This window comes from Nakamurella aerolata, assembly GCF_013002705.1.
GTDB classification, from domain to species: domain Bacteria; phylum Actinomycetota; class Actinomycetes; order Mycobacteriales; family Nakamurellaceae; genus Nakamurella; species Nakamurella aerolata.
In genome coordinates this window covers 464,766-484,167 of sequence record NZ_JABEND010000003.1, presented here as the reverse complement: position 1 = coordinate 484,167, position 19,402 = coordinate 464,766, and the positions used below count along the sequence as shown (strand labels likewise).

The 19,402-nt window shown below is 70.3% G+C and carries 16 protein-coding genes; 7 read left to right on the top strand and 9 right to left on the bottom strand.

The features are described 5' to 3' along the window. The first annotated feature begins 4 nt into the window (after positions 1 to 4). Together HKD39_RS08250 and dcd are read left to right on the top strand one after the other, a co-directional pair. A complete protein-coding gene (locus HKD39_RS08250) occupies positions 5 to 859 on the top strand; it encodes an MmyB family transcriptional regulator (protein ID WP_171199350.1) in 855 nt (284 codons plus the stop codon). 41 nt (positions 860 to 900) lie between these two features. Beyond that, on the top strand, positions 901 to 1,482 hold the full coding sequence (dcd, locus tag HKD39_RS08245; protein ID WP_171199349.1) for a dCTP deaminase: 582 nt from the start codon (positions 901 to 903) through the stop codon (positions 1,480 to 1,482). A 53-nt stretch (positions 1,483 to 1,535) separates the two neighbouring features. Here dcd and HKD39_RS08240 read toward each other — a convergent pair whose 3' ends face one another. Beyond that, complete coding sequence (locus HKD39_RS08240; protein WP_171199348.1) at positions 1,536 to 2,615, bottom strand: substrate-binding domain-containing protein; 1,080 nt, start codon at positions 2,613 to 2,615, stop codon at positions 1,536 to 1,538. A 268-nt stretch (positions 2,616 to 2,883) separates the two neighbouring features. Here HKD39_RS08240 and HKD39_RS08235 point away from each other — a divergent pair, with 268 nt between their 5' ends. Beyond that, a complete protein-coding gene (locus HKD39_RS08235; RefSeq protein WP_171199347.1) occupies positions 2,884 to 5,076 on the top strand; it encodes a (Fe-S)-binding protein in 2,193 nt (730 codons plus the stop codon). Between the two features lie 148 nt (positions 5,077 to 5,224). Here the strand turns inward: HKD39_RS08235 and HKD39_RS08230 are convergent, their stop codons facing one another. After that, positions 5,225 to 6,382: a peptidoglycan-binding protein gene (locus HKD39_RS08230; RefSeq protein WP_171199346.1), complete on the bottom strand. Its 1,158-nt coding sequence runs from the start codon at positions 6,380 to 6,382 to the stop codon at positions 5,225 to 5,227. Positions 6,383 to 6,720: 338 nt separating this feature from the next. Between HKD39_RS08230 and HKD39_RS08225 the strand changes: the two genes are divergently transcribed. After that, a complete protein-coding gene (locus HKD39_RS08225) occupies positions 6,721 to 8,229 on the top strand; it encodes a purine-cytosine permease family protein (RefSeq protein WP_425488433.1) in 1,509 nt (502 codons plus the stop codon). Positions 8,230 to 8,250: 21 nt separating this feature from the next. Here the strand turns inward: HKD39_RS08225 and HKD39_RS08220 are convergent, their stop codons facing one another. Then, positions 8,251 to 10,320, bottom strand: coding sequence for an elongation factor G (locus HKD39_RS08220; RefSeq protein ID WP_212754219.1), 2,070 nt, complete (start codon positions 10,318 to 10,320; stop codon positions 8,251 to 8,253). A 197-nt stretch (positions 10,321 to 10,517) separates the two neighbouring features. On the opposite strand from HKD39_RS08220, the gene HKD39_RS08215 reads away from it, so the two are divergent. After that, positions 10,518 to 12,053, top strand: a complete 1,536-nt coding sequence (locus tag HKD39_RS08215) for a serine/threonine-protein kinase (protein ID WP_171199345.1) — start codon at positions 10,518 to 10,520, stop codon at positions 12,051 to 12,053. 103 nt (positions 12,054 to 12,156) lie between these two features. Here HKD39_RS08215 and HKD39_RS08210 read toward each other — a convergent pair whose 3' ends face one another. Continuing rightward, entirely contained in the window at positions 12,157 to 13,017 is an 861-nt protein-coding gene (locus HKD39_RS08210; RefSeq protein ID WP_212754217.1) for a hypothetical protein, read from the bottom strand. Further along, complete coding sequence (locus tag HKD39_RS08205) at positions 12,939 to 14,402, bottom strand: vWA domain-containing protein (protein WP_171199343.1); 1,464 nt, start codon at positions 14,400 to 14,402, stop codon at positions 12,939 to 12,941. Before HKD39_RS08205 ends, HKD39_RS08210 begins: the two co-directional genes overlap by 79 nt. 222 nt (positions 14,403 to 14,624) lie before the next feature. On the opposite strand from HKD39_RS08205, the gene HKD39_RS08200 reads away from it, so the two are divergent. Beyond that, a complete protein-coding gene (locus HKD39_RS08200) occupies positions 14,625 to 15,113 on the top strand; it encodes a DNA-binding protein (RefSeq protein ID WP_171199342.1) in 489 nt (162 codons plus the stop codon). A 79-nt stretch (positions 15,114 to 15,192) separates the two neighbouring features. On the opposite strand, the gene HKD39_RS08195 is transcribed toward HKD39_RS08200, so the two are convergent. Next, positions 15,193 to 15,837: a cysteine hydrolase family protein gene (locus HKD39_RS08195; protein ID WP_171199341.1), complete on the bottom strand. Its 645-nt coding sequence runs from the start codon at positions 15,835 to 15,837 to the stop codon at positions 15,193 to 15,195. Positions 15,838 to 15,951: 114 nt separating this feature from the next. On the opposite strand from HKD39_RS08195, the gene HKD39_RS20010 reads away from it, so the two are divergent. Further along, complete coding sequence (locus HKD39_RS20010; RefSeq protein ID WP_171199340.1) at positions 15,952 to 16,713, top strand: PspA/IM30 family protein; 762 nt, start codon at positions 15,952 to 15,954, stop codon at positions 16,711 to 16,713. 198 nt (positions 16,714 to 16,911) lie between these two features. Here the strand turns inward: HKD39_RS20010 and HKD39_RS08185 are convergent, their stop codons facing one another. Genes HKD39_RS08185 through hpaH form a run of 3 tightly spaced genes read right to left on the bottom strand, consistent with a single transcriptional unit; the run spans position 16,912 to position 19,386 of the window. Next, positions 16,912 to 17,835, bottom strand: a complete 924-nt coding sequence (locus HKD39_RS08185; RefSeq protein ID WP_171199339.1) for a GNAT family N-acetyltransferase — start codon at positions 17,833 to 17,835, stop codon at positions 16,912 to 16,914. 4 nt (positions 17,836 to 17,839) lie between these two features. Further along, positions 17,840 to 18,616, bottom strand: a complete 777-nt coding sequence (locus tag HKD39_RS08180) for an HpcH/HpaI aldolase family protein (RefSeq protein WP_171199338.1) — start codon at positions 18,614 to 18,616, stop codon at positions 17,840 to 17,842. Beyond that, positions 18,601 to 19,386, bottom strand: a complete 786-nt coding sequence (hpaH, locus tag HKD39_RS08175) for a 2-oxo-hept-4-ene-1,7-dioate hydratase (RefSeq protein ID WP_171199337.1) — start codon at positions 19,384 to 19,386, stop codon at positions 18,601 to 18,603. Before hpaH ends, HKD39_RS08180 begins: the two co-directional genes overlap by 16 nt. Positions 19,387 to 19,402: the final 16 nt, after the last annotated feature.

The following is a 19,402-nucleotide window of genomic DNA, read 5'->3' as shown; positions in this document are numbered from 1 at the left end:
CCGGGTGAGTGACAACCTGCTCGGCGAGTTCCTGCGGGCCCGCCGCGAGCGCCTCGACCCGGCATCGGTCGGGTTGCGGGCCGTCGGCACCCGCCGCACGCCGGGGCTGCGCAGGGAAGAGGTCGCGGCGCAGGCCGGGATCAGCGTCGAGTATCTGGTCAGGTTGGAGCGCGGCCGCGACCGGAACCCCTCGCCGGCGGTGGTGGACGCGCTCACCGCGGTGCTGCAACTCGATTCCGACGCGTCCGCGCATTTGCTGCACCTGGTGCAACGGGCCGGCGGTTCCGGTGACGCCGCCGGGCCGGCCACCGAGCTGTCGCCGACGCTGCGGCGGCTGCTGGACAGCTGGCCGCAGCCGAGCATCGTCACCAACGTCTTCCTGGATCTGTTGGGCGCCAACGAATCCGGCATCGCGCTGCACCAGGGGCTGGGCCTGCACCCCGGCTGCAACATGGCGCGCGAGCTGTTCCTGAACCCACGCTCTCGTGCGGTCTTCGTCGACTTCGACAAGGTCGCCGCCGAAACGGTCGGCAATCTGCGGTCGCTGTCGGGCGTCCACCCGCGGCATCCGCGGCTGCAGGCGCTGGTCGGCGAGCTGTCGGTGGCCGACGAGCAGTTCGCCAGGCTCTGGGGCGCGGCCGAGGTGCAGGCCAAGACCACCGGCTCCAAACGGGTGGCCCACCCGACCCTCGGGTTGCTCGAACTGGAATGGAACACGTTGCACGTGGCGGCGGCGCCGGGGCAGCTGGTGGTGGCCTATCAGGCGGTCGCCGGTACCCGCACCGAAACCGTGCTGGCCCAGCTGCTGCGCGAGCTTGCCGGCCGCGGGCACGTGCACCGACTGGCCGCCACCGACTGACCGCATCGGCTCGGCGTGCTCGCCTTGGTTAGGCTGCGGGAATGCTGCTCTCGGACCGCGACCTGCGGGCATCGATCGACGCCGGGCGTCTGGCGCTCGATCCCTACGATCCCTCGCTGATCCAGCCGTCCAGCATCGACGTCAGGCTGGACCGCTGGTTCCGGGCGTTCAACAACGCCAAGTACACCCATATCGACCCGGCGACCCAGCAGGACGACCTGACGACGCTGGTGGAAACCCCGGGTGACGAGCCATTCGTGCTGCACCCCAACGAGTTCGTCCTTGGGTCCACCTTCGAGGCGGTGACGCTGCCGGACGATCTGGCCGGACGGCTCGAGGGCAAGTCGTCGCTCGGGCGGCTGGGGCTGCTCACTCATTCCACCGCCGGCTTCATCGACCCGGGGTTCTCCGGGCACATCACCCTTGAGCTGTCGAACGTGGCGAATCTGCCGATCACGCTGTGGCCCGGCATGAAGATCGGCCAACTGTGCCTGTTCACGCTGTCGTCGCCGGCCGAACACCCTTACGGCAGCCCGGTTTACGGCTCTCGCTATCAGGATCAGCGCGGGCCGACCCCGTCCCGCTCGTTCCTCAACTTCCGCCGGGACGACACCCGCCGCTGAGCCGCCGGGGCGTTCCGGGTCGCTGCCGGACGCCGGTTCCGCCAGCGGCCCGTTCAGTTGCGGACGCCGGCGCGGGCCGGGACGGTCGCCGGTTGCTGCTGTTGCGACGGAGGCGGCGTGGGCGTCGGAGGCGTTGTCGTCCGCACCGACGAGGCCCGCTGGTACAGCTGGGTGGGCAGCACCACCTCACGGCCCTTGCCTGCGTAGCCGCTCAGCCGGGACAGCAGCAGCCTGGCGGTTTCGGCGCCAACCTCGTACGTCGGCTGGCCGATGGTGGTCAGCGGCGGCTGCAGCAGTGCCGCCCAGCTCATGTCGTCGAAGCCGACAATGCCGATGTCGTCCGGCACAGCGAGCCCGGCCTCGGCGATCGCCTCAAGCGCGCCGATCGTCATCAGGTTGTTGGCGACGAACACCGCGTCCGGCGGTGTCGGCAGCTGCAGCAGCTCAGCCATGGCGCGCTTGGCCGATTCGGTGTGGAAGTCGCCGAACCGCACCAGCTCGTCGTCCGGGTGCACATGATGGGCGATCAACCCGTCCCGGTAGCCGGCCAACCGGTCAGCACCCGTGGTGACGGCAGGCGGGCCGCTGATGCATCCGATCCGGCGGAAACCGTTGGCCCACAGGTGCTCCACCGCTGCGGCGGCGCCACCGTGGTTATCGATCAGCACCCGGTCGATGGTCGGGTCCTGCAGCCGCCGGTCGACCGTCACCACCGGGATTGCGTTGCTGTGCAACGGGTCAAGGTCGGTTTCGGTGGGTGACGCGGGAGCCAGGATCACGCCGGCCATGTGCTCGTCCACCGCCAACGACAGATAGTCGTGCTCCTTGGCCAGATCCTCTTCGGCGTTGCAGAGCATCAGCGAGTAGTTGTTGGCGTAGGCGAGATCCTCGATACCGCGCACCATATCGGTGAAGAACGGGTTGCGGATGTCGGAGATGATCACCGCCCAGACGGTGCTGCGCCGGGTACGCAGGCTGCGCGCCAACCGGCTCGGTCGGTAGTTCAGATCGGCGATGGCCTTGCGCACCCTGGCGGCGAGCACCGGATCGACGTCGGCGTTGTTGTTGATCACACGCGACACCGTCGCGGTGGACACGCCCGCCAGGCGGGCGACGTCTGCGATGGTGGCCACCTGGGCTCCTTTGCGGTTGGTGCCTGGAAGGCTATCGAATCGGCGGCGGTCCGCCAGCGGCAGCCGGCGCGCCCGCCCGGCGTTGGTCGGCGCGCCCGCCCGGCGTTGGTCGGCGCGCCCGCCCGGCGGCAGTCAGCCGCGAAAGCCCAGCGGTCACCGGCGCGGCGGCCCAGCCGCAGCCGGCGCGGTGGCCCACCGGTACCACACGCGGGCGCGTCGCGCGGTAAGTTACTGGTCGGTAACAACGCTTCGGTGGTGGGATGACGCTATGACGGTTCTGAACTGGACGCTCGGCCTGGCGAGCGTGGTGCTGCTGATCGTCGGGTTCGGCATGCTGGGCCGGGCCGGCTGGTCGATCTACCGCACCGTGCAGCTCGGCGCTCCCGACCCGACCCGCGCGCAGCCGGTCGGGCCGCGGTTGCGGGCCATGCTCACCGAGGTTCTCGGGCACACCAAGATGCTGAAGTGGGGCATCGTCGGGGTGGGGCACTGGTTCGTCATGGTGGGATTCGGCGCCCTGGTGCTGACGCTGGTCGAGGCCGTCGGCGAGACCTTCGCCCCGCGCTGGGAACTGTGGGGCTGGTCGGTCTACGGGCTGTTCATCGAGCTGATCGCGCTGACGACGGTGCTCGGCATCGGGACGCTGATGGTGATCCGGCAGCGCTCGCATCCGCGCCGGGCCGGGGCCCGCTCGCGGTTCTCAGGGTCGAACTTCGCCCAGGCCTATTTCGTCGAGCTGGTGATCCTCAGCATCGGTATCTGCATCTTCCTGATTCGCGGCTTCAAGGCGGCGAACGGCGATCTGCACTACCCGGTGTGGGCCGCCCCGATCTCCCGCGGCCTCGGCGCGATCCTGCCGGCGTCGCTCGCCGCGGTGTCGATCGTGGCGTTCGTCAAGGTCGCCGTCTCGATGGCGTGGGCCATGGTGGTCGCCCGGAACCTGACCATGGGTGTTGCCTGGCACCGGTTCACGGCGTTCTTCAACATCTATTTCAAGCGCGAACCGAAGGCGAACACGCCCGCTCTCGGCGGGCTGAAGCCGATGCTGTCCGGTGGTGAGGTGCTCAACCTGGAGGAGGCCGATCCGGACACCGACACCTTCGGTGCCGGCAAGATCGAGGACTTCTCGTGGAAGAGCTGGCTCGACTTCACCACCTGCACCGAGTGCGGCCGCTGCCAGTCCCAGTGCCCGGCCTGGAACACCGCAAAACCGTTGTCGCCCAAGCTGCTGGTGCTGGGCCTGCGCGACCACGCCTACGCCAAGGCGCCGTACCTGGCCGCCGGCGGCGGCCGCGACGCCGAGGGCGAGGAGAAGGCAACGCCGGAGCAGTTGGCCGGGGTGCCGGCGTCGGCGCTGGCCGAGGCCGAGCGTCCGCTGGTCGGGCCCGCCGAGGCGAACGGCATCATCGACCCCGAGGTGCTGTGGGACTGCACCACCTGCGGTGCCTGCGTCGAGCAGTGCCCGGTCGACATCGAACATGTGGACACCATCGTCGACATGCGCCGCTACCAGGTGATGATCGAGTCGGAGTTCCCCAGCGAACTCGGCGGGCTGTTCCGCAACCTGGAGAACAAGGGAAACCCCTGGGGGCAGAACAACTCCGACCGGCTGGCCTGGGCCAAAGACCTTGACTTCGAGGTGCCGGTGGTCGACGGTCCGCTCGCGGACGACGTTGAGTACCTGTACTGGGTCGGCTGCGCCGGCGCCTTCGACGACAGGGCCCGCAAGACCTCGAGGGCGGTCGCCGAACTGCTGCACCTGGCCGGCGTCAGCTTTGCGGTGCTCGGCGAGATGGAGGGCTGCACCGGCGATCCGGCTCGCCGGGCCGGCAACGAGTTCCTGTTCCAGATGCTGGCGCAGCAGAACGTCGAGACCCTCGGCGAGGTGTTCGGTGACCGTCCGAACAAGAAGCTGATCGTCACCTGCGCACACTGTTTCAACACCTTCAAGAACGAGTATCCGGCGCTGGGCGGGCACTACGAGGTGGTGCACCACACCCAGGTGCTGAACAAGCTGGTGCGTGAGAAGAAGCTGGTGCCGTTGGCCCGGCCCGAGCGGGACGCCGCCGTCGGCGGCCGGCCGGTGACCTACCACGACCCGTGTTATCTGGGACGGCACAACAAGATCTACGCGCCGCCGCGCGAGCTGATCGAGGCCTCCGGCCTGCAGCTGGCGGAGATGCCCCGCAACTCCGAGCGGTCGTTCTGCTGCGGCGCCGGCGGCGCCAGGATGTGGATGGAGGAGCGGATCGGCAAGCGCATCAACCTCGACCGGGTCGACGAGGCGTTGTCCACCGGTGCCGAGCAGATCGCCACCGGCTGCCCGTTCTGCCGGGTGATGCTGTCCGACGGGCTCACCGCACGCGCGTCGGAACCGGACGCTGCCTCCCAGGTGGCCGAGGCCGAAGTCCTCGACGTGGCGCAGCTGCTGCTGGCCGGTGTCAAGGGCGAGAGCAGATAGCTCGGCAATAGGCCGCGACCAGCAGGGCCGGCACAACACCGAGACGCCCCGGTACGCCGACTTCCTTCGGTGTACCGGGGCGTTCCTGTGGTGAGCCTTGGGGCGGGCTCACCAGTCTTCGGTGCTGGTCCCGATCGGGGCCGGCGGACTATTTGACCGGTGTCACGAAGGTGACCACCTGGCTGTTGCTGATCGACATGGTCCGCTTGGCGATGTGGGCGTTGTTGGGGCCGGAGTTACCGCCGATGGCGGTAAAGGTGTTGCCGGACACCGCGATCACGATCTCGACGTGATCGATCAGCCCGTCGCCCCGCCAGTCGTAGGTGACCGCGTCGCCGACCTTCGGGTTGTTGCGGTGGTTGGTGCCGTGCCGCTTGCCGTACACGTCACGGAAGTTCGGGGCCCACGGGCTCAACCCGGCAACGTCGGCGCCGGCCTTGTACCAGACATACTTGGCGAAGTCCGAGCACCAGGCCTCGGAGCGGTTGCCGTTGCCACCGCAGCTGAAGTTGCCGGATTTCCAGAACCCGCTGTAGTAGTTGCAGTCGAAGCCGCCGCGTTCCACGTTGCGCCAGGTGTTGGCCAGCTCACCGCGGGCGATCTGGGCGATCTTGCTGCCGAGTGCGGACGCCGGCGGCGCCGGCGCCGGCGGCGGGTTGAACAGATAGGTCCAGGTGACGTAGTCGACGATGCCGGTCTGCGGCAGGCCTTTTGCCTTCTGGAAGTTGATGGTGTTCATCCTGGTGACCGGGCCGAAGTCGCCGTCGGCCACCTGGTTGTAGCCGAACTTGATCAGCAGCTGCTGCACGGCCTTGGTGGTGTTGCGGTTCGGCCAGCGGTACCGGGCAGCGGTGTTGGCGCCGCCCACCATCGCCTTCATGGTGATCGGCCCGGCAGCACCGTCGGTCACCAGGCGCTTTGCCCGCTGGAACTTGATCACCGCGTTCTTCGTCGCGGTGTCGTACTTGCCGGTCCTGTACACGTTGAACCCATAGGCGTTCAACAGGAACTGCAGCGCCCTGATGTTCGAGTACGGCGAGCTGGCGCTCACCCAGAACTGGCCGCGGGCGATCGCGAACCTGGCCGAGTCTGCCGGCGGGGCACCGGTATCGGCTGCGGCGTCGTTGCTCACGATTGCGGCGGCCGGCGCCGGCGCCGCGCTCGACCCCGAGCCGAGTTGAGTGGCGGTGACGGCACCGGTGGCCACCACCACCGCTGCGGCGGCCGCGGCGACGGCCCGCCACCTGCCGTGGCGTCCGGCCGTACCAGGCCGTCTGGTCGGTTCGTCCTGCACAGGCACATCCATGATGGTCTCCTCGCATCCGGGTGGGTAACCGTAGGTAGCTGGGGGCAGCTCTCCGGTCGGTGGAAACTGCTTTCCGGCAGCAGGTTTCCGCGAGGTGGCACCGCTGTCGATGGATGCGCCGGCCTGGTCAGCACGGCCTGGGCATCGCTATCCATGCCCGGGTACCCGGGGTACCCACCGCGCGGCGCCGGGCTGCCGACCGCCAACGGCTGCCGACCGCGAAGGGCTGCCGACCACCCGGATTCGGCGGGAGGCGTTCGGGGCGGCATCATGTTCCGGTGACTGTCCCCACCGACCACCCGGACTCCCGCGGCACGTCCGGCGGTTCGTCCGGTCCGCTGTCAGACGCGGTGCCGCCCGCGGCCGCCGCGGCCGCAACCGGTGCGCCGTGGCAGGTCGAGGCGAACGGCATCAACGTGATCCCCGAGGCCGAGCGCAAGGGTCGTCCGCGGGGCCTGTTCTGGGTATGGGCGGCGTCCAACGTTTCGGTGCTCGGAATGTCGTGGGGCGCCTACACGCTCGGTATCGGCGTCAGCGTTGGCCAGGCGCTGGTGGCCGGAACCCTCGGCACCGGGCTGAGTTTCCTGTTGGTCGGACTGGTGGCGATTGCCGGCAAGCGCGGCTCGGCGCCGACCATGACGTTGTCGAGGGCCGTCTTCGGGGTCCGCGGCAACGCGTTGCCGTCGGTGGTGTCGTACCTGCTGCTGGTCGGATGGGAAACGGTGGCCGTCTCGGTGGGCACCCTGGCCACCTCAACGGTTTTCACCCGTCTTGGCTGGGCCGGCGCCGACGTGGCGAAGGTGTTGGCGTTCGTGGTGATGTTGGCGTTGATCATCGGCGCGGGGGTGACCGGATTCGACCTGATCATGCGGGTGCAGAAGTGGCTCACCCTTGCCACCCTGGTGTCCACTGCGGTGTTCGTCGCGCTCACCCTGCACCGGCTCGACCTCGATGCCATGCGCAGCCACCCTGCCGGTCCGCTGACCGCTGCCATCGGCGCCGGCATGCTGATGTTTGCCGGCTTCGGCATGGGTTGGATCAATTGCGGCGCCGACTATTCGCGGTACCTGCCGCGTACCGCCAGTAGCCGCGGCATTGTCGGGTGGACCACGTTCGGGGCGTCCCTTCCGGTGGTGTTGCTGCTGATCTGGGGGCTGTTGCTGTGCGCGTCCGACCCGGCGCTGGCTACCGCGATGGCCGGCGATCCGGTCGGCGCGATGACGGCGCTGGTTCCCACCTGGTTCGTGTTGCCGTTCCTGGTGGTGGCGCTGCTCGGACTGGTCGCAGGTGGCCTGATGGACCTGTACTCGTCCGGATTGTCGTTGCTGGCCATGGGCTTGCGGGTGCCGCGGTGGGCGGCGGCGGCCTGCGACGGCGTACTGGTGCTGTTCGGGACGGCGTACGTGGTCTGGCTGGCACCGAACTTTCTCACCCCGTTCCAGGGCTTCCTCATCACCCTCGGGGTGCCGCTGGCCGGCTGGGGCGGGATGTTCCTGGCCGACATGCTGGTGCGCCGCAACGACTACGACGCCGCGGCGCTGTACCGCCCCAGCGGCCGGTACGGGTCGGTGAACTGGACAGCGGTGGCCCTGCTCGTCGTCGCAACGACATGCGGCTGGGGACTGGTGACCAACGAGTACGCCGACTGGTTGACCTGGCAGGGGTATCTGCTCGAGCCGCTCGGGCTCGGCGGCCGCACCGGTGACTGGGCGGTGGCCAACATCGGCGTTGTGGTGGCGCTCGTCATCGGGTTTGCCGGGCAGCTGCTCACCGGAAGAGCCAGGGTTCGGCGGCAGGAGCTGGTGCTCGCGGCCGGTGCAGCCGCGCCGCGGGGCACCAGCGGCTGACCCTGCGAGATCACCGCGGGGTCAACGCGGGATCGCCCTGAACCACTGCTCCCGGTTCGCCGGATCGACACCCGAGCGTTTCCTGGCCGGTGGCCGCCGGTCCGAAACCGGTTGGTAGCACGCCAGTTCCGAGGCGAACACCGCCTCGCCGCCGGACAGGTCGGGCAACCCGCGCATCAGCTCGGGGACGGCGGCGGTGGGTATCAGACCGGTCAGCGTGACGTCGTCCTGCCCGCCGATGTCGGCGGCATCGCCCGCTGGTTCGGCGGCAGCCGGGACGGCGGTGCCGGCCGCGCCGGCGTCGAGCTGGGCGCCGCTGCGGCCGAGGGCTTTGACCATCGCGGCGATCCGGTCGGTCGGGACGGTCAGCTCGAAGGCGTCCACCGGTTGGCACACGGTGGTGCCTGCCCTGCGCAGCGCCGTCATCACCACCACCTGGGCCAGCAACCGAAAGTCGGCGCCAACGCTGGACATCGCCTTGTTGAACTTCTGATGCCGATGGCTCTGCCGTGGGCAGTAACCGGACGCCGTCATGGTGATCGTGCAGTCGGTCACCTGCCAGCCGAACCGGCCCTGCTGCAGCGCCGCCCTGACCCCCTCCTCGGTGGCCGCGATAAAGGCCGGCGGCAGATTGCCCCGCTGCACGCCAGGATCGAAGCGGACTCCGTGGTCGACCGGAGCCGGATCGATGCGCAGCCCGATGCCGGCCAGGTACGGATTGCCGTTGCGGTTCAACCATTCCGCCGCTTCGCCGCTGCCGCGTACCCGTTCCAGGCAGATCACCGAAAGCTCGGAGAAGCGGGCGGTGACGCCGAAACGCTCGGCCAGTACGGTTGCGATCACCTCGCGTTGGACCTCACCGTGCACCGCCACCGCCGCCCGCGGAGCGTCAGGGTCCGTCTGGTCAAGGCGCAGACCGATCAACGGATCCTCGTGCGCCAGTTGGGTCAGCGCGGCGAACAGGGCGCCGCGCCGGCGCGGATCCACCGGCGTCACCAGGGTCTGCAGCACGCCGGCCGAGAACCGGTGCCGCCGCCGCGCCGGCGGCTGGCCGATGCTGTCGCCGATCCGTAAGGCGCTTGGGCCGCGCACCGCAGCCACCTGACCGGCGGTGGCGCGCTGCCGATCTGTGCCGTCGGCGTCGCGCGGCCGGCTGACCGTGACCTCGGTGACCCGTTCCGGTCGTCGTCCGGCAACGGACACCAGCTGCCGGGCGCTGAGCTCGCCGGCCCACAGCCGCAACCAACTGCGCCGCCCACGGTCGTCGTGATCCACCGCGAACACGGTGGCGGCCAACGGTCCTGCCGGGCGCGGCGCCGGCGGCAACAGCTGCCGGATGGCCGAACGGAGCCCGTCGACGCCGGCACCGGTGATGGCAGAGCCGGCACAGACCGGAGTCAGCGTGCCCGCCGCCACCGCGCGGCGCAACGCCTTCCGCACCGCGCCGGTCCCGGGATGCTCGCCGTCGGCCCAGGCCCTCAGCAGCGCCTCGTCCTGCTCGGCCACCGCCTCCAGCACCGGCTCGCTGGTCAGCGAGAGTGGTTGCACGGCAACGGACTGGGTTCCCTGGCCGCTGGCAGCGTTCAGGGCCACCAGCCGCGGCGTCAGCCGACGCCTGATCGCTGCGACGGTGCGGGCCAGGTCGGCGCCGGAGCGGTCCAGCTTGTTGACGAACACCACGGTCGGCACGCCGATGCGTTGCAGCGCCTTGAAGATGACAACGGTTTGCGGCTGCACCCCCTCCACCGCGGAGAGCACCAGCACCGCGGCGTCCAGCACGGTGAGCGAACGCTCCACCTCGGTGATGAAGTCGGGATGGCCGGGGGTGTCGACGATGGTCACGTCGAGGTCGGCGATCGGCAGCGAGGTGACAGCGGCGCGCACCGTGATGCCCCGCCGCCGCTCCACGTCCATGGAATCGGTGCGGGTGGTGCCGGCGTCGACGCTGCCGAGCCGGTCGGTGACGCCGGCGTCGTACAACAGTCTTTCGGTCAGGCTGGTCTTACCGGCATCGACGTGCGCGACGATGCCGAGGGTCAGCAGCTCACGCGGGTTCGAAGCGGGGTCGGGTACTGGGGACGGAACGGGCAAGGGTCAGCTCCACGGCGGGACGGAAGGGTGTCCGGGGCGTGGAAGCTGCTCGCATGGGTCGTCCTGTCTGTGCGGTGGCCGGGTCGGCGTGGGCGTGGCTGATGAGCCACGCCACCGTGCCACACCGCCGGCGGCGCCGGCCAACGAATATTGGGTAGCGGCGCGGGTGCCCGGCGCCGTGATGGCAAGCTGGGCGGATGGCGTCCGACCAGCAGCGTCCGCAGGGCGGGGAGCCGGCTGACCAGCGCTCGGCGCAACCCACCGGCGGGCACGTGCCGACCGAGGTGATCGCCGGCCGGTACGCCCTGTGCGACCCGATCGGCAGCGGCGGCAGCGGAACCGTATGGCGGGCCTGGGATCGCACGCTGGGCATGTATTGCGCCGCGAAGGTGTTGCGCCGGCGCGACGCCGGGCAGCTGTTGCGGTTCGTGCGGGAGCAGGCGGTGCGGCTGGACGGCCCCTACCTGGCCAGCCCGTACGCCTGGGCCGCCGAGGACTCCGATGTGTTGATCGCCGCGGAGTTGCTGGACGGCGGGTCACTGCACACCTTGATCAGTGACTATGGTCCGCTCGCGCCGGAAACGGTCGCCGTGCTGCTCGGGCAGTTGCTTGACGCGCTGACCGAGGTGCACGCCGCCGGGCTGGTGCATCGCGACGTGAAGACCGCCAACATTCTGCTGCACGCCACCGGCACCGGCCCGATCGTCAGCGCGCTCACCGACTTCGGCCTGGCCATCTCCGAGTCGGACGCCAGGCTGACCGAGGTGGGCTCGGTGATCGGCACCCCTGGGTACCTGGCGCCGGAGGTGCTGCGCGGCAACGCCGAACTTGCTCCGGCACAAGACCTTTACGCCGCCGGGCGGGTCGCGGTCGCGCTGCTCACCGGCGCCGAACCGACGCTGGGACAGCCGCCGGTGCTGACGGTGTCGGAACTGGCGGCGTCAGTTCCGGCAGCGTCCGACCCGGCGACGTCCGATCCAGCCCTGCTGGCGTGCGTGACGGCGCTGCTGGCACCGGACCCGGTGGATCGGCCGGCCAGCGCCGCCGCGGCGAAGGAGCTGCTCGCCGGTGCGGCGGCAAACCCGTTCCCGCACACCGTATCCGGTGATCCGGTCGAGGTACTCGATCAGCTTCCGCCGCTCCCGCCCGGCTGGAATCCGGTGACGGGACCCGAGCTCGTCCTCGACACGCCGCCGGCCAGAAGCGGTGCGGTGCGCGGCCTTCCGGCCCGCGCGGCCACCCGGGCCGAACCCACCAAAGTGGACGAGGCATCGGAGCCGGCCGGGAGCGTGGCCAGCGGCTCGGGCGGGGAGCCGGAACCGGCGTGGTTGACCGGCCGCACCCGCCCCGGCCCTGACGCTGGGCAGCGATCGCCGATGAGCAACCGGCGGATGATGGCCTGGGTGCTGGTCGCGGCGATCGTCGTCGGAATCGGGGTGACGCTGGCGGTCACGTTGCTGCAGAACGGTTCCGGTGACGCCCCGTGGCCACGCACTCCGCCGCCGGCCAGCAGCGAAGCGGCCAGCAGTACCTCCTCGTCCGGCAGTCGGGAATCAACGGGCACACCGGAGAACCCCGGCCGGACCGCCGAGCAGGTAGCGGCCGGTTCGGAATGCGCATGGTCACAGGCCGGGAACTCGGCCGTTGCCCCTGGCGGTGCCCAGCTTCGCTGCCAGCAGCAACCCGACGGCGGCTACCGGTGGCTGCCGCCGCAACCGGCCGCCAGCGGCTGACCGGCCGGGCACCGGCGGGATCCAGCGGTAGGACGGGCCGGCCCAAGAGGGGCGGCCCGCCCGCGCCGGACTCAGCTCGATCCGAGCTGGTACCGGTTGTGGCTCAACGATTCTGGCCGTCGGGCGGTCCGGCTGGACCGGGGCCGTTGGGCTGTTGGGTGCCGTAGACCGTTGCGCCGCGGCCGCGGCCGCGCAGCACGGTGGCGAGCGCACCGCCACCCAGCACCACCACGCCGGCGATGACGCCCCACAGCCACGCCGGCATGCCATCGCTGCCGGAGGAAACGACGGCGGCGTTGTCGGTAGCGCCGCCGGCCACGGCACTGTCGCTGGTGGCCGCTGCGGTTGCACCTGCAGTTGCAGCCGTGGCAGAACCTGGTGTGCTGGCGACGGCCGCGGTGGCGGAACCCGATGCGCCGGTAGCGGTTTCGGGTGCTGAGCTGGACGTTGCTGCGGTGCTGGGATCCGTTTCGCCGGTAGCGGCCGCGCTGCTCGCTGCGCTGGCCGGCGGATCACCGGCCGTGGTGTCGCCGCCGGTGGCGGACGCGGCGGTGCCGGGAGTCTGCTGGTCGGCCTTGCCGCCGGCGGTGCCGCGGGCTGCTCGATAGCTCGGCCCCGCTTCCGGTTTGCCGCTGAGCTCGGTGGTGAGGGTGAACGGAACCTGGAACCGCTGCTCAGGGTTCGTCACAGGGTCAAGGGTGACCACCGCGTAGTAATAGCCGTCGACGGCGGCCTCGCACACCCTGGTGACGTTCGAGTCACGGTTCGTCCAGCGCGCCGGTGCCGGCATCGCGACCGTCAACGGCCGGTTGGTTGCCAGCGAGGAGGACCGGGAGCTGTCGTTAGCGGTGATGTCCTGCCGCATCGGGCTGTACAGGTCGAGTGTCATGTTGGTGCCGACAGCCGGGCCCGCGCCGGTTTCCGGCGGGGTGAAGTCCACCCGCACCGACAACTGCTGGCCCACCGCACGGGGATGCGGAAGATGCGTCGCTCCGCAATGGCGATGGTGTCGCGGATGGCTTGTGGTGCACCGATTGCCGGTGAGCTGTTGAAGTCGGCGCCGCCGGCAACCTTCTTGCCGGCGGTCCGCGGAGCGGGTACCGGCGGCGTGCTGACGTCTTCGAAGGGCGCAGGCAGGCCGGCGGTGTTGTCCACCGGCGGTTCGGCTCGCACCTGAATCTCGACCGGCAGCTCTTTGTCGGCGGCCAGGCCGCCACCACGGTAGACCTTGAGCCAGACCCGTTGTGGGTCAGGACAATTCCGCCAGGTCTTGGGGTCGTACGGGCTCGGCTTGGTCACCGCCGTCACCACGGTAGGAGTCCTACCGCCCATGCTGAACTCGTTGACGTCCGAGTAGCGGCAACTCTGCCCGTCCGGGCCGACCAGGTCGACTCCGAGGTTGAGCCCGTCGCTCAGCGCCGACGGCTCGCCGATCACCGTGGCCGACGCCCAGGTGGTTGCCCCCGGTGTCTGTGGGACGCGGTAGAAGCGTGGTTTTCCCTTAGGCGCACCGTTGCCGCCGGTGGGCAGGCGATCGAGATACTGGCCGGGAGCCAGCACCGGCTCGTCGGTACCGACCACCGTTGCTCCCTTCACCGGGGTGCCGGACGGCCGGTACGGCGCGGCGGCGCGGGTGAACGTGCGGGTGACCGAAGCCGAGAGCGCAGCGGCGTCACCGGCATCGGTGTAGGTGCCACCGGTGGCGGTGGCGACGCAGGACAGCTGCGAGCGGGCGGGGGCGTCCACCTTGAATCCGATGGTGTGGACCGTCAGGTCGATGCCCTGCTGCTTGAGATCCCTGGCGACGTCGCAGGGCTGTGGCGGTGCGCAGGTGTCCCCGCCGTCGGAGACCAGCACGATCGACCGCGGTCCCTGCGCGGGGAGCGCGGCCGCGGCCGATTTCAGTGCATTGCCGATCGGCGTGTAGCCGGAGGCGGTGATGCCGTTCACCGCCGTTGTCAGCTTGGTCTTATCGAGCGGTCCGACCGGCGCGATGGTCTTGATGTCTCGGCAGCCGGCCGTCTTTTCGGCGTCGGAGTTGCCGGTGCCGGTGCCGAACACCTGCAGACCGACCTTGCTGTCCCCCGGCATGTCCGCGATCAGTCCGTTGACGGCCTTCCTGGCCGCGGCGATCCGGGATCCGGGGGCGTCGTCGGCGTTCATCGAGCCGGACGCGTCCAGCACGATCATCACCGGCGGGCGCTCGCCGGCTTGCTCCGCCGCAGTCGCCGCGGCGCTCGGGGCGGACAGCAGCCCGGTGGCAGCGGTCAGGCCGAACGCAGCCAGCGCGGCCAGCCCGGCGGTGCTGCGGCGTCCGGCCCGGTGGTGGTGATTCCGATTCCTGCTCATGTGTGGCCTCTTGGGATTCGCAAGTGCAAACGTAACCTAGCTCAGATGTTTGCAGATGTAAATCCGTTCCCCGGTGGGCGCGGATTCGTGGCGGACGGGGCCCGGGTCTCGGGAGTGCGACGTGCGGAGCAGGCATCACCCCCGATCTCGTAGATTAGCAATAGCAAACGCCGCGCCGAAACCGGTTGCTGCGGGTGCGCGAGGAGAAGGAGCAGTGACCGCATGGACGCCGCCGCGATCGCCCGGCAACAACAGCAGTTGTACGGCCAGGCCTGGGCTCCCCGGCTGCGCGGGCTGATGGAGCGCTACGCGATCCCGCAGTCCCGGCTGGCCGCGGTGGTCGGGCTCAGCGCGCCGATGCTGTCGCAGCTCATCAACGCCCAGCGGGTGAAGGTCAGCAACCCCGCCGTGCTGGCCAGGATCGTCCGGCTGGAGGAGCTGGCCGAGCAGCGCGGCGGCGACCAGGCCGCCTTGGCCGCCGGTCTCGACGAGGTCGCCGGTTCGACGCCGACGCTGTCCACGGTGCAGCGGGTGGTGCCGGGCGCCGTTGCCGGACGGGAAGAACTGCTGGCCGCGCTCGCCACCTACCCGGCGGCGGAGCTGCGGGCCGCTGCCCAAGCGGCCCAAGCGATGCAGTCGCCCCTAGCAATGCAGCCGGACCCGGCGTCGCTGGCGGCGTTGTTGAACGCGGCGGCCGACCGCGCCGGGTGAGCCGCGTGCGGACGTCACCGGGTGCCGCCGGTTGAGCCCGCGACGGGTGCGGCCGGGCGTTGCGCACCGGCGGTGAGGGTCAGCCGGTGAGCAGATCCAGCGCCCGGTCCGCGCTGACATTGCCGGCGGTGGCCAGCTCAAGATTGCCGAGCGAGGCGTCGTGGATCTCCGCGGTGGCGGCGGCAACGCAGTCGCTGACCACATGCACGGTGAAGCCGAGATCGGTTCCGTGCCGGGCGGTTTGCTCGACGGTGAGGTTGGTGGCGACGCCGGTGATGTACAGCGTGTCGATGCCGGCGGCGCGCAACCGTTCCGGCAGATCGCTGCCGGCCAGCCCGGAGAGCCGCTGGTTGTCCTGCACCCAATCGTCGGAGTCCGGCGCCATCTCCGGGATCACCGCGGCGCCGGGGCCGTCCGGGCGGAAGGCGTCCTGGTGTTCGGCCACCGCCTCCATGAAGGCGGTGTTACGCACCAGCCGGCCCTCGTCCTCGGGAACGGTGAACCGGGTCCAGACCACCGTCGCACCGGCGTCGCGGGCGGCGCGGTGGAACGTTGCAGCCCGGCCGATCACTCCGCTCGCGGCCACCGGCTCGGCCAACATGGCGCCGAAGAATCCCTCGGGCGCAACCACATTGGTCTGCCAGTGCAGCGCGAGCACCGCGGCGTTTGCCGCCGGGCTGGTGCCGCCGGGGTCTGGGGTGGCCGACTGGTTCGCGGAGCTCATGGCCTCATGGTGGCAGATCCGCGCGGACGGTGCCGAGCCGTCCGGTGCGGCTGTGCCGGCGGTCGTTGCGACGTACGGTGGGAGTCCCAGGAGCCCCTGTCCCAGGAGAGTGCCGTGGTGAACCAACCGAACGCTTCCCAACCGTCCGATCCGTCCGACCCGGCCGGCACCGGCGAGGGTGCCGACGAGGTGGTCGAGGGCCAACTCGTTGACGATGCTGACAACGCTGGGGCTGGTCCCGGCAGTGGCACCGGGGTGGCCGGTGCCGATGTTTCCGATGCCGACGACGACTCCGATGACGACGATGTTGCCGACGCCGAGCTCGCCGACGAGCCGGGCCCCGCGGGTGCGACGGCAGAGGCCGAGCCTGCGGTGGGCGCTGCGGCCGGTGCTGACGCCGGGTCGGGTGGCGGCGCTTCCGCGGAAGCGCGCGGCGAGGCCGAGTCAGGCCCGGGCACGGCGGGCACCGGTGCCGGGCAGCAGCCAAGCACCACGGTCGATAGGCCACCGCTCACCACGACGGTGCCGCAGACCGTTTCGCCCACCGTGGTTCCGGGCTCGCCGGGGACGCCCACCGCACCCAGCTTCGACTACACCGACGACGGCGTTCCCACGCTCGACTACGTGCGGGACCGGATCGAGCAGCGCTACGGCACCGCACTCGGCGGTACCGAACTGGCGGAGAGTTCGGCGGCCGGCCGGGCGCAACGCGACGCCGAGGCCGAGCGGGCTCGCCTTGCCCAGGAGAAGCTGGCGGAGCTGCGCGCCCAGGTGGACGGCAGCAACCGCACCGTCGACAGCGCAGACCCGGCCACGAACGCCGGCGACGACGGCCGTCCCGGCGGCCGCCAGGTCGACCCGCCGCCCGCCGGCTGAGCCCGGCACGAGAGTCTCAAACGTCGCCGAGCGCATCTGCCCGAGCTGCCTGGCATGGCCGCCTCCTCGCACAAAGGAAAAATGCGTGCCTCGATGCCGCCTTGCGAAACCCGACCTGGGCAAACGTCTTTCGAGCCGCCGATTTTTCCGCTGCCAGCGCCGGCCGGCCCACCCGGCTGATGCGTTGGCAGCTGCAGCTCAGGGGATCTCGACCAGGTCGAGCGGATGTCGCTCGGGAAGCGGAATGTCGGCCAACAACGCTGCCAGGTGTGGGTCGCTGGTGTGTCCGTCGAACTCGACCCTCGTGACACCGGACGCCGCCGCCACCTGCAACGTTCTGGCGACCCCGCGGGCCAGCAATCGACGGCCGTCCGGCTGGTCGCGCCGCAAGGTCTCGCACACCAGCTCAAGGTCGGTATCGGTACGAAACGCAAACACCACGGCAGCGGCGCGGCCGCCGACCCTGACCAGGCTGCTGAGCCGGCGGTCGCACTCGGCCGCGGCGGCGTCGGAGATGGCGGCGAGCGCTGCCACATCGGCTGGTGACCAATCCTCGTGCACCCACAGGTACAGCTCGCGAAAGTACTGCGCCACCAGGCGATCCGGCAGCTCATCAAGGCTGCTGACCGCGCCCGCATCCGCATCGTCCCTGTCGGCAAACCAGCACGCCATCGCCGCCGACCTCGGATCACCGACCGGCGCCGGGCAGTGCTGGTACACCCGTGCACCGTTGGCGGCGGCGAAACCCGCTGCGCCGCTTCCGGTGCGGACCTTTCCGGACAGCGGCAGCCGGGGCGCCCGCAGCCGATGGCGGGCATCGAGCAGGCACCGGAGCAGAGCCGAGCCGATTCCCTCGCGTCGCCGCTCCGGCCGCACCTCAATAGCAGTGTTGATCCTTCCGGGATGCACGGCGTTGGTGCGTGCCGTGCCCAATCCGATCACGGTTCCGTCCTCGACCGCAGCCATGGTGATCGACCCTGCCGGAGGGTCAGGGTCGGTGGTGCCGGGGAAGCGGTGAAAGCGATGACCCTGTGCCAGCCAGAGCGGATCCGGATCGGAGTCGAGCATCGCGTTGAGCTGGTGCCGGTCGGCCGGTTCCGCCGGGCGGATGGTCACGGCCATGGACTCAGCGCGGGATGAACTGGTCGGCAAGCGCCTCGGTGCCGCGGGCGAGGAGGGCAACGTCGGCGCCCACCAGGATGAAACTGGCGCCGGCGTCGAGGTAGCGGCGGGCGGCGACCGGATCGAAGGCGTTGACCCCCACCGGTTTTCCGGCTTCCTGCACCTCGCGGAAGGCGCCGATCACCGCGGCGACCACGTCGGGGTGGGTCTGTTGGCCGAGCAGCCCCATTGACGCGGCAAGGTCCGACGGCCCGACAAAGCAACCGTCCACCCCGGCAACAGCGGCGATGTCGCGGGCCGCGGCGATGGCCGCGGTGCTCTCCAATTGAACGAAAACGCTGACCCGATCGCCGGCGGAACCGAGGTAGTCGGGCACCCGGTTCCAGCGGGCCGAGCGGGCCAGCGCGCTGCCGACGCCGCGCACGCCCGCTGGCGGATACCTGGTGGCCGCAACCACATCCACCGCCTGCTGGACCGTGTCGACCATCGGTACCAGCAGGTTCTGGGCGCCGACGTCGAGCACCTGCTTGATCAGGGTCCGGTCGGCACTTGGCACCCGCACCATCGGTGTGCACGGATAGCCGGCCACCGCCTGCAGCTGGGCCAGCACCGACGCCGGGTCGTTGGGTGAGTGTTCCATGTCGATCAGCAACCAATCGAGTCCGCTGCCTGCGCAGATCTCGGCGACCAACGGGCTGCCCGAACACACCCAGGCGCCCACCAGCGGCCGGTCGGCTTCGGTCAGCCGTTGCGCAAAGGTTGGCGCTAGACGAAGCGACATGACACCGTCCCCAATGGTCCGTAGTCGGCGAGCACCGTGTCGCCCTGCTCCACCCACATCGGCCGGGTGAACGAGCCGGCCAGCACCAGCTCGCCGGCGGCCAGTGAATCACCGTGCTGGGCAAGCTTGTTGGCCAGCCACGCCACCCCCGCTGCCGGGTGCCCGAGCACCGCGGCCGCCACTCCGGACTCTTCGATGGTTTCGTTGCGGTACAGCAGCGCCGACACCCAGCGCAGGTCGAGTGAATCCACCGGGACCGGGTTGCCGCCGTACACCATGGCGCCCATCGCGGCGTTGTCGCTGATGGTGTCGAGGATGGTGCGGCCGGCCATTTCCAGCCGGGAGGAAAGGATTTCCAGCGCCGGCACAACGTAGCGGCTGGCGCTGAGCACGTCGAAAATGGTGGCGTCCGGTCCGTTCAGCGGCGCGCCGAGGACGAACGCCAGTTCCACCTCGATGCGCACGTTGGAGAACTGTCCGTGCTCGATCACGGCACCGCTCTGGTAGACCATGTCGTCGAAGATGGTGCCGTAGTCGGGTTCGGTGATGCCGGTGGCGGCCTGCATCACCTTCGAGGTCAGCCCGATCTTGTGGCCAACCAAGCGGCGTCCGGCCGCTTCGCCGCGGGCCCGCCATTCCCGTTGCACCGCATACGAATCCTCGATGGTCATCTCCGGATACCGTGCGGTGAGCAACGGCGCGGTGCCGCGGTCGCGTTCCGCCGCGGCCAGCTCGTCCGCGATCGCGGCGATCTGCGCAGGGTCGAGCATCACAGTCCTCCCGCCG

Bases quoted from the DNA above. Each gene is read 5' to 3' on its own strand.
- dcd (WP_171199349.1), top strand. From the start codon at position 901: ATGCTGCTCTCGGACCGCGACCTGCGGGCATCGATCGACGCCGGGCGT.
- HKD39_RS08235 (WP_171199347.1), top strand. From the start codon at position 2,884: ATGACGGTTCTGAACTGGACGCTCGGCCTGGCGAGCGTGGTGCTGCTG.
- HKD39_RS08230 (WP_171199346.1), bottom strand. From the start codon at position 6,382: ATGGATGTGCCTGTGCAGGACGAACCGACCAGACGGCCTGGTACGGCC.
- HKD39_RS08215 (WP_171199345.1), top strand. From the start codon at position 10,518: ATGGCGTCCGACCAGCAGCGTCCGCAGGGCGGGGAGCCGGCTGACCAG.
- HKD39_RS08205 (WP_171199343.1), bottom strand. From the start codon at position 14,402: ATGAGCAGGAATCGGAATCACCACCACCGGGCCGGACGCCGCAGCACC.
- HKD39_RS08200 (WP_171199342.1), top strand. From the start codon at position 14,625: ATGGACGCCGCCGCGATCGCCCGGCAACAACAGCAGTTGTACGGCCAG.
- HKD39_RS08195 (WP_171199341.1), bottom strand. From the start codon at position 15,837: ATGAGCTCCGCGAACCAGTCGGCCACCCCAGACCCCGGCGGCACCAGC.
- HKD39_RS08185 (WP_171199339.1), bottom strand. From the start codon at position 17,835: ATGGCCGTGACCATCCGCCCGGCGGAACCGGCCGACCGGCACCAGCTC.
- HKD39_RS08180 (WP_171199338.1), bottom strand. From the start codon at position 18,616: ATGTCGCTTCGTCTAGCGCCAACCTTTGCGCAACGGCTGACCGAAGCC.
- hpaH (WP_171199337.1), bottom strand. From the start codon at position 19,386: ATGCTCGACCCTGCGCAGATCGCCGCGATCGCGGACGAGCTGGCCGCG.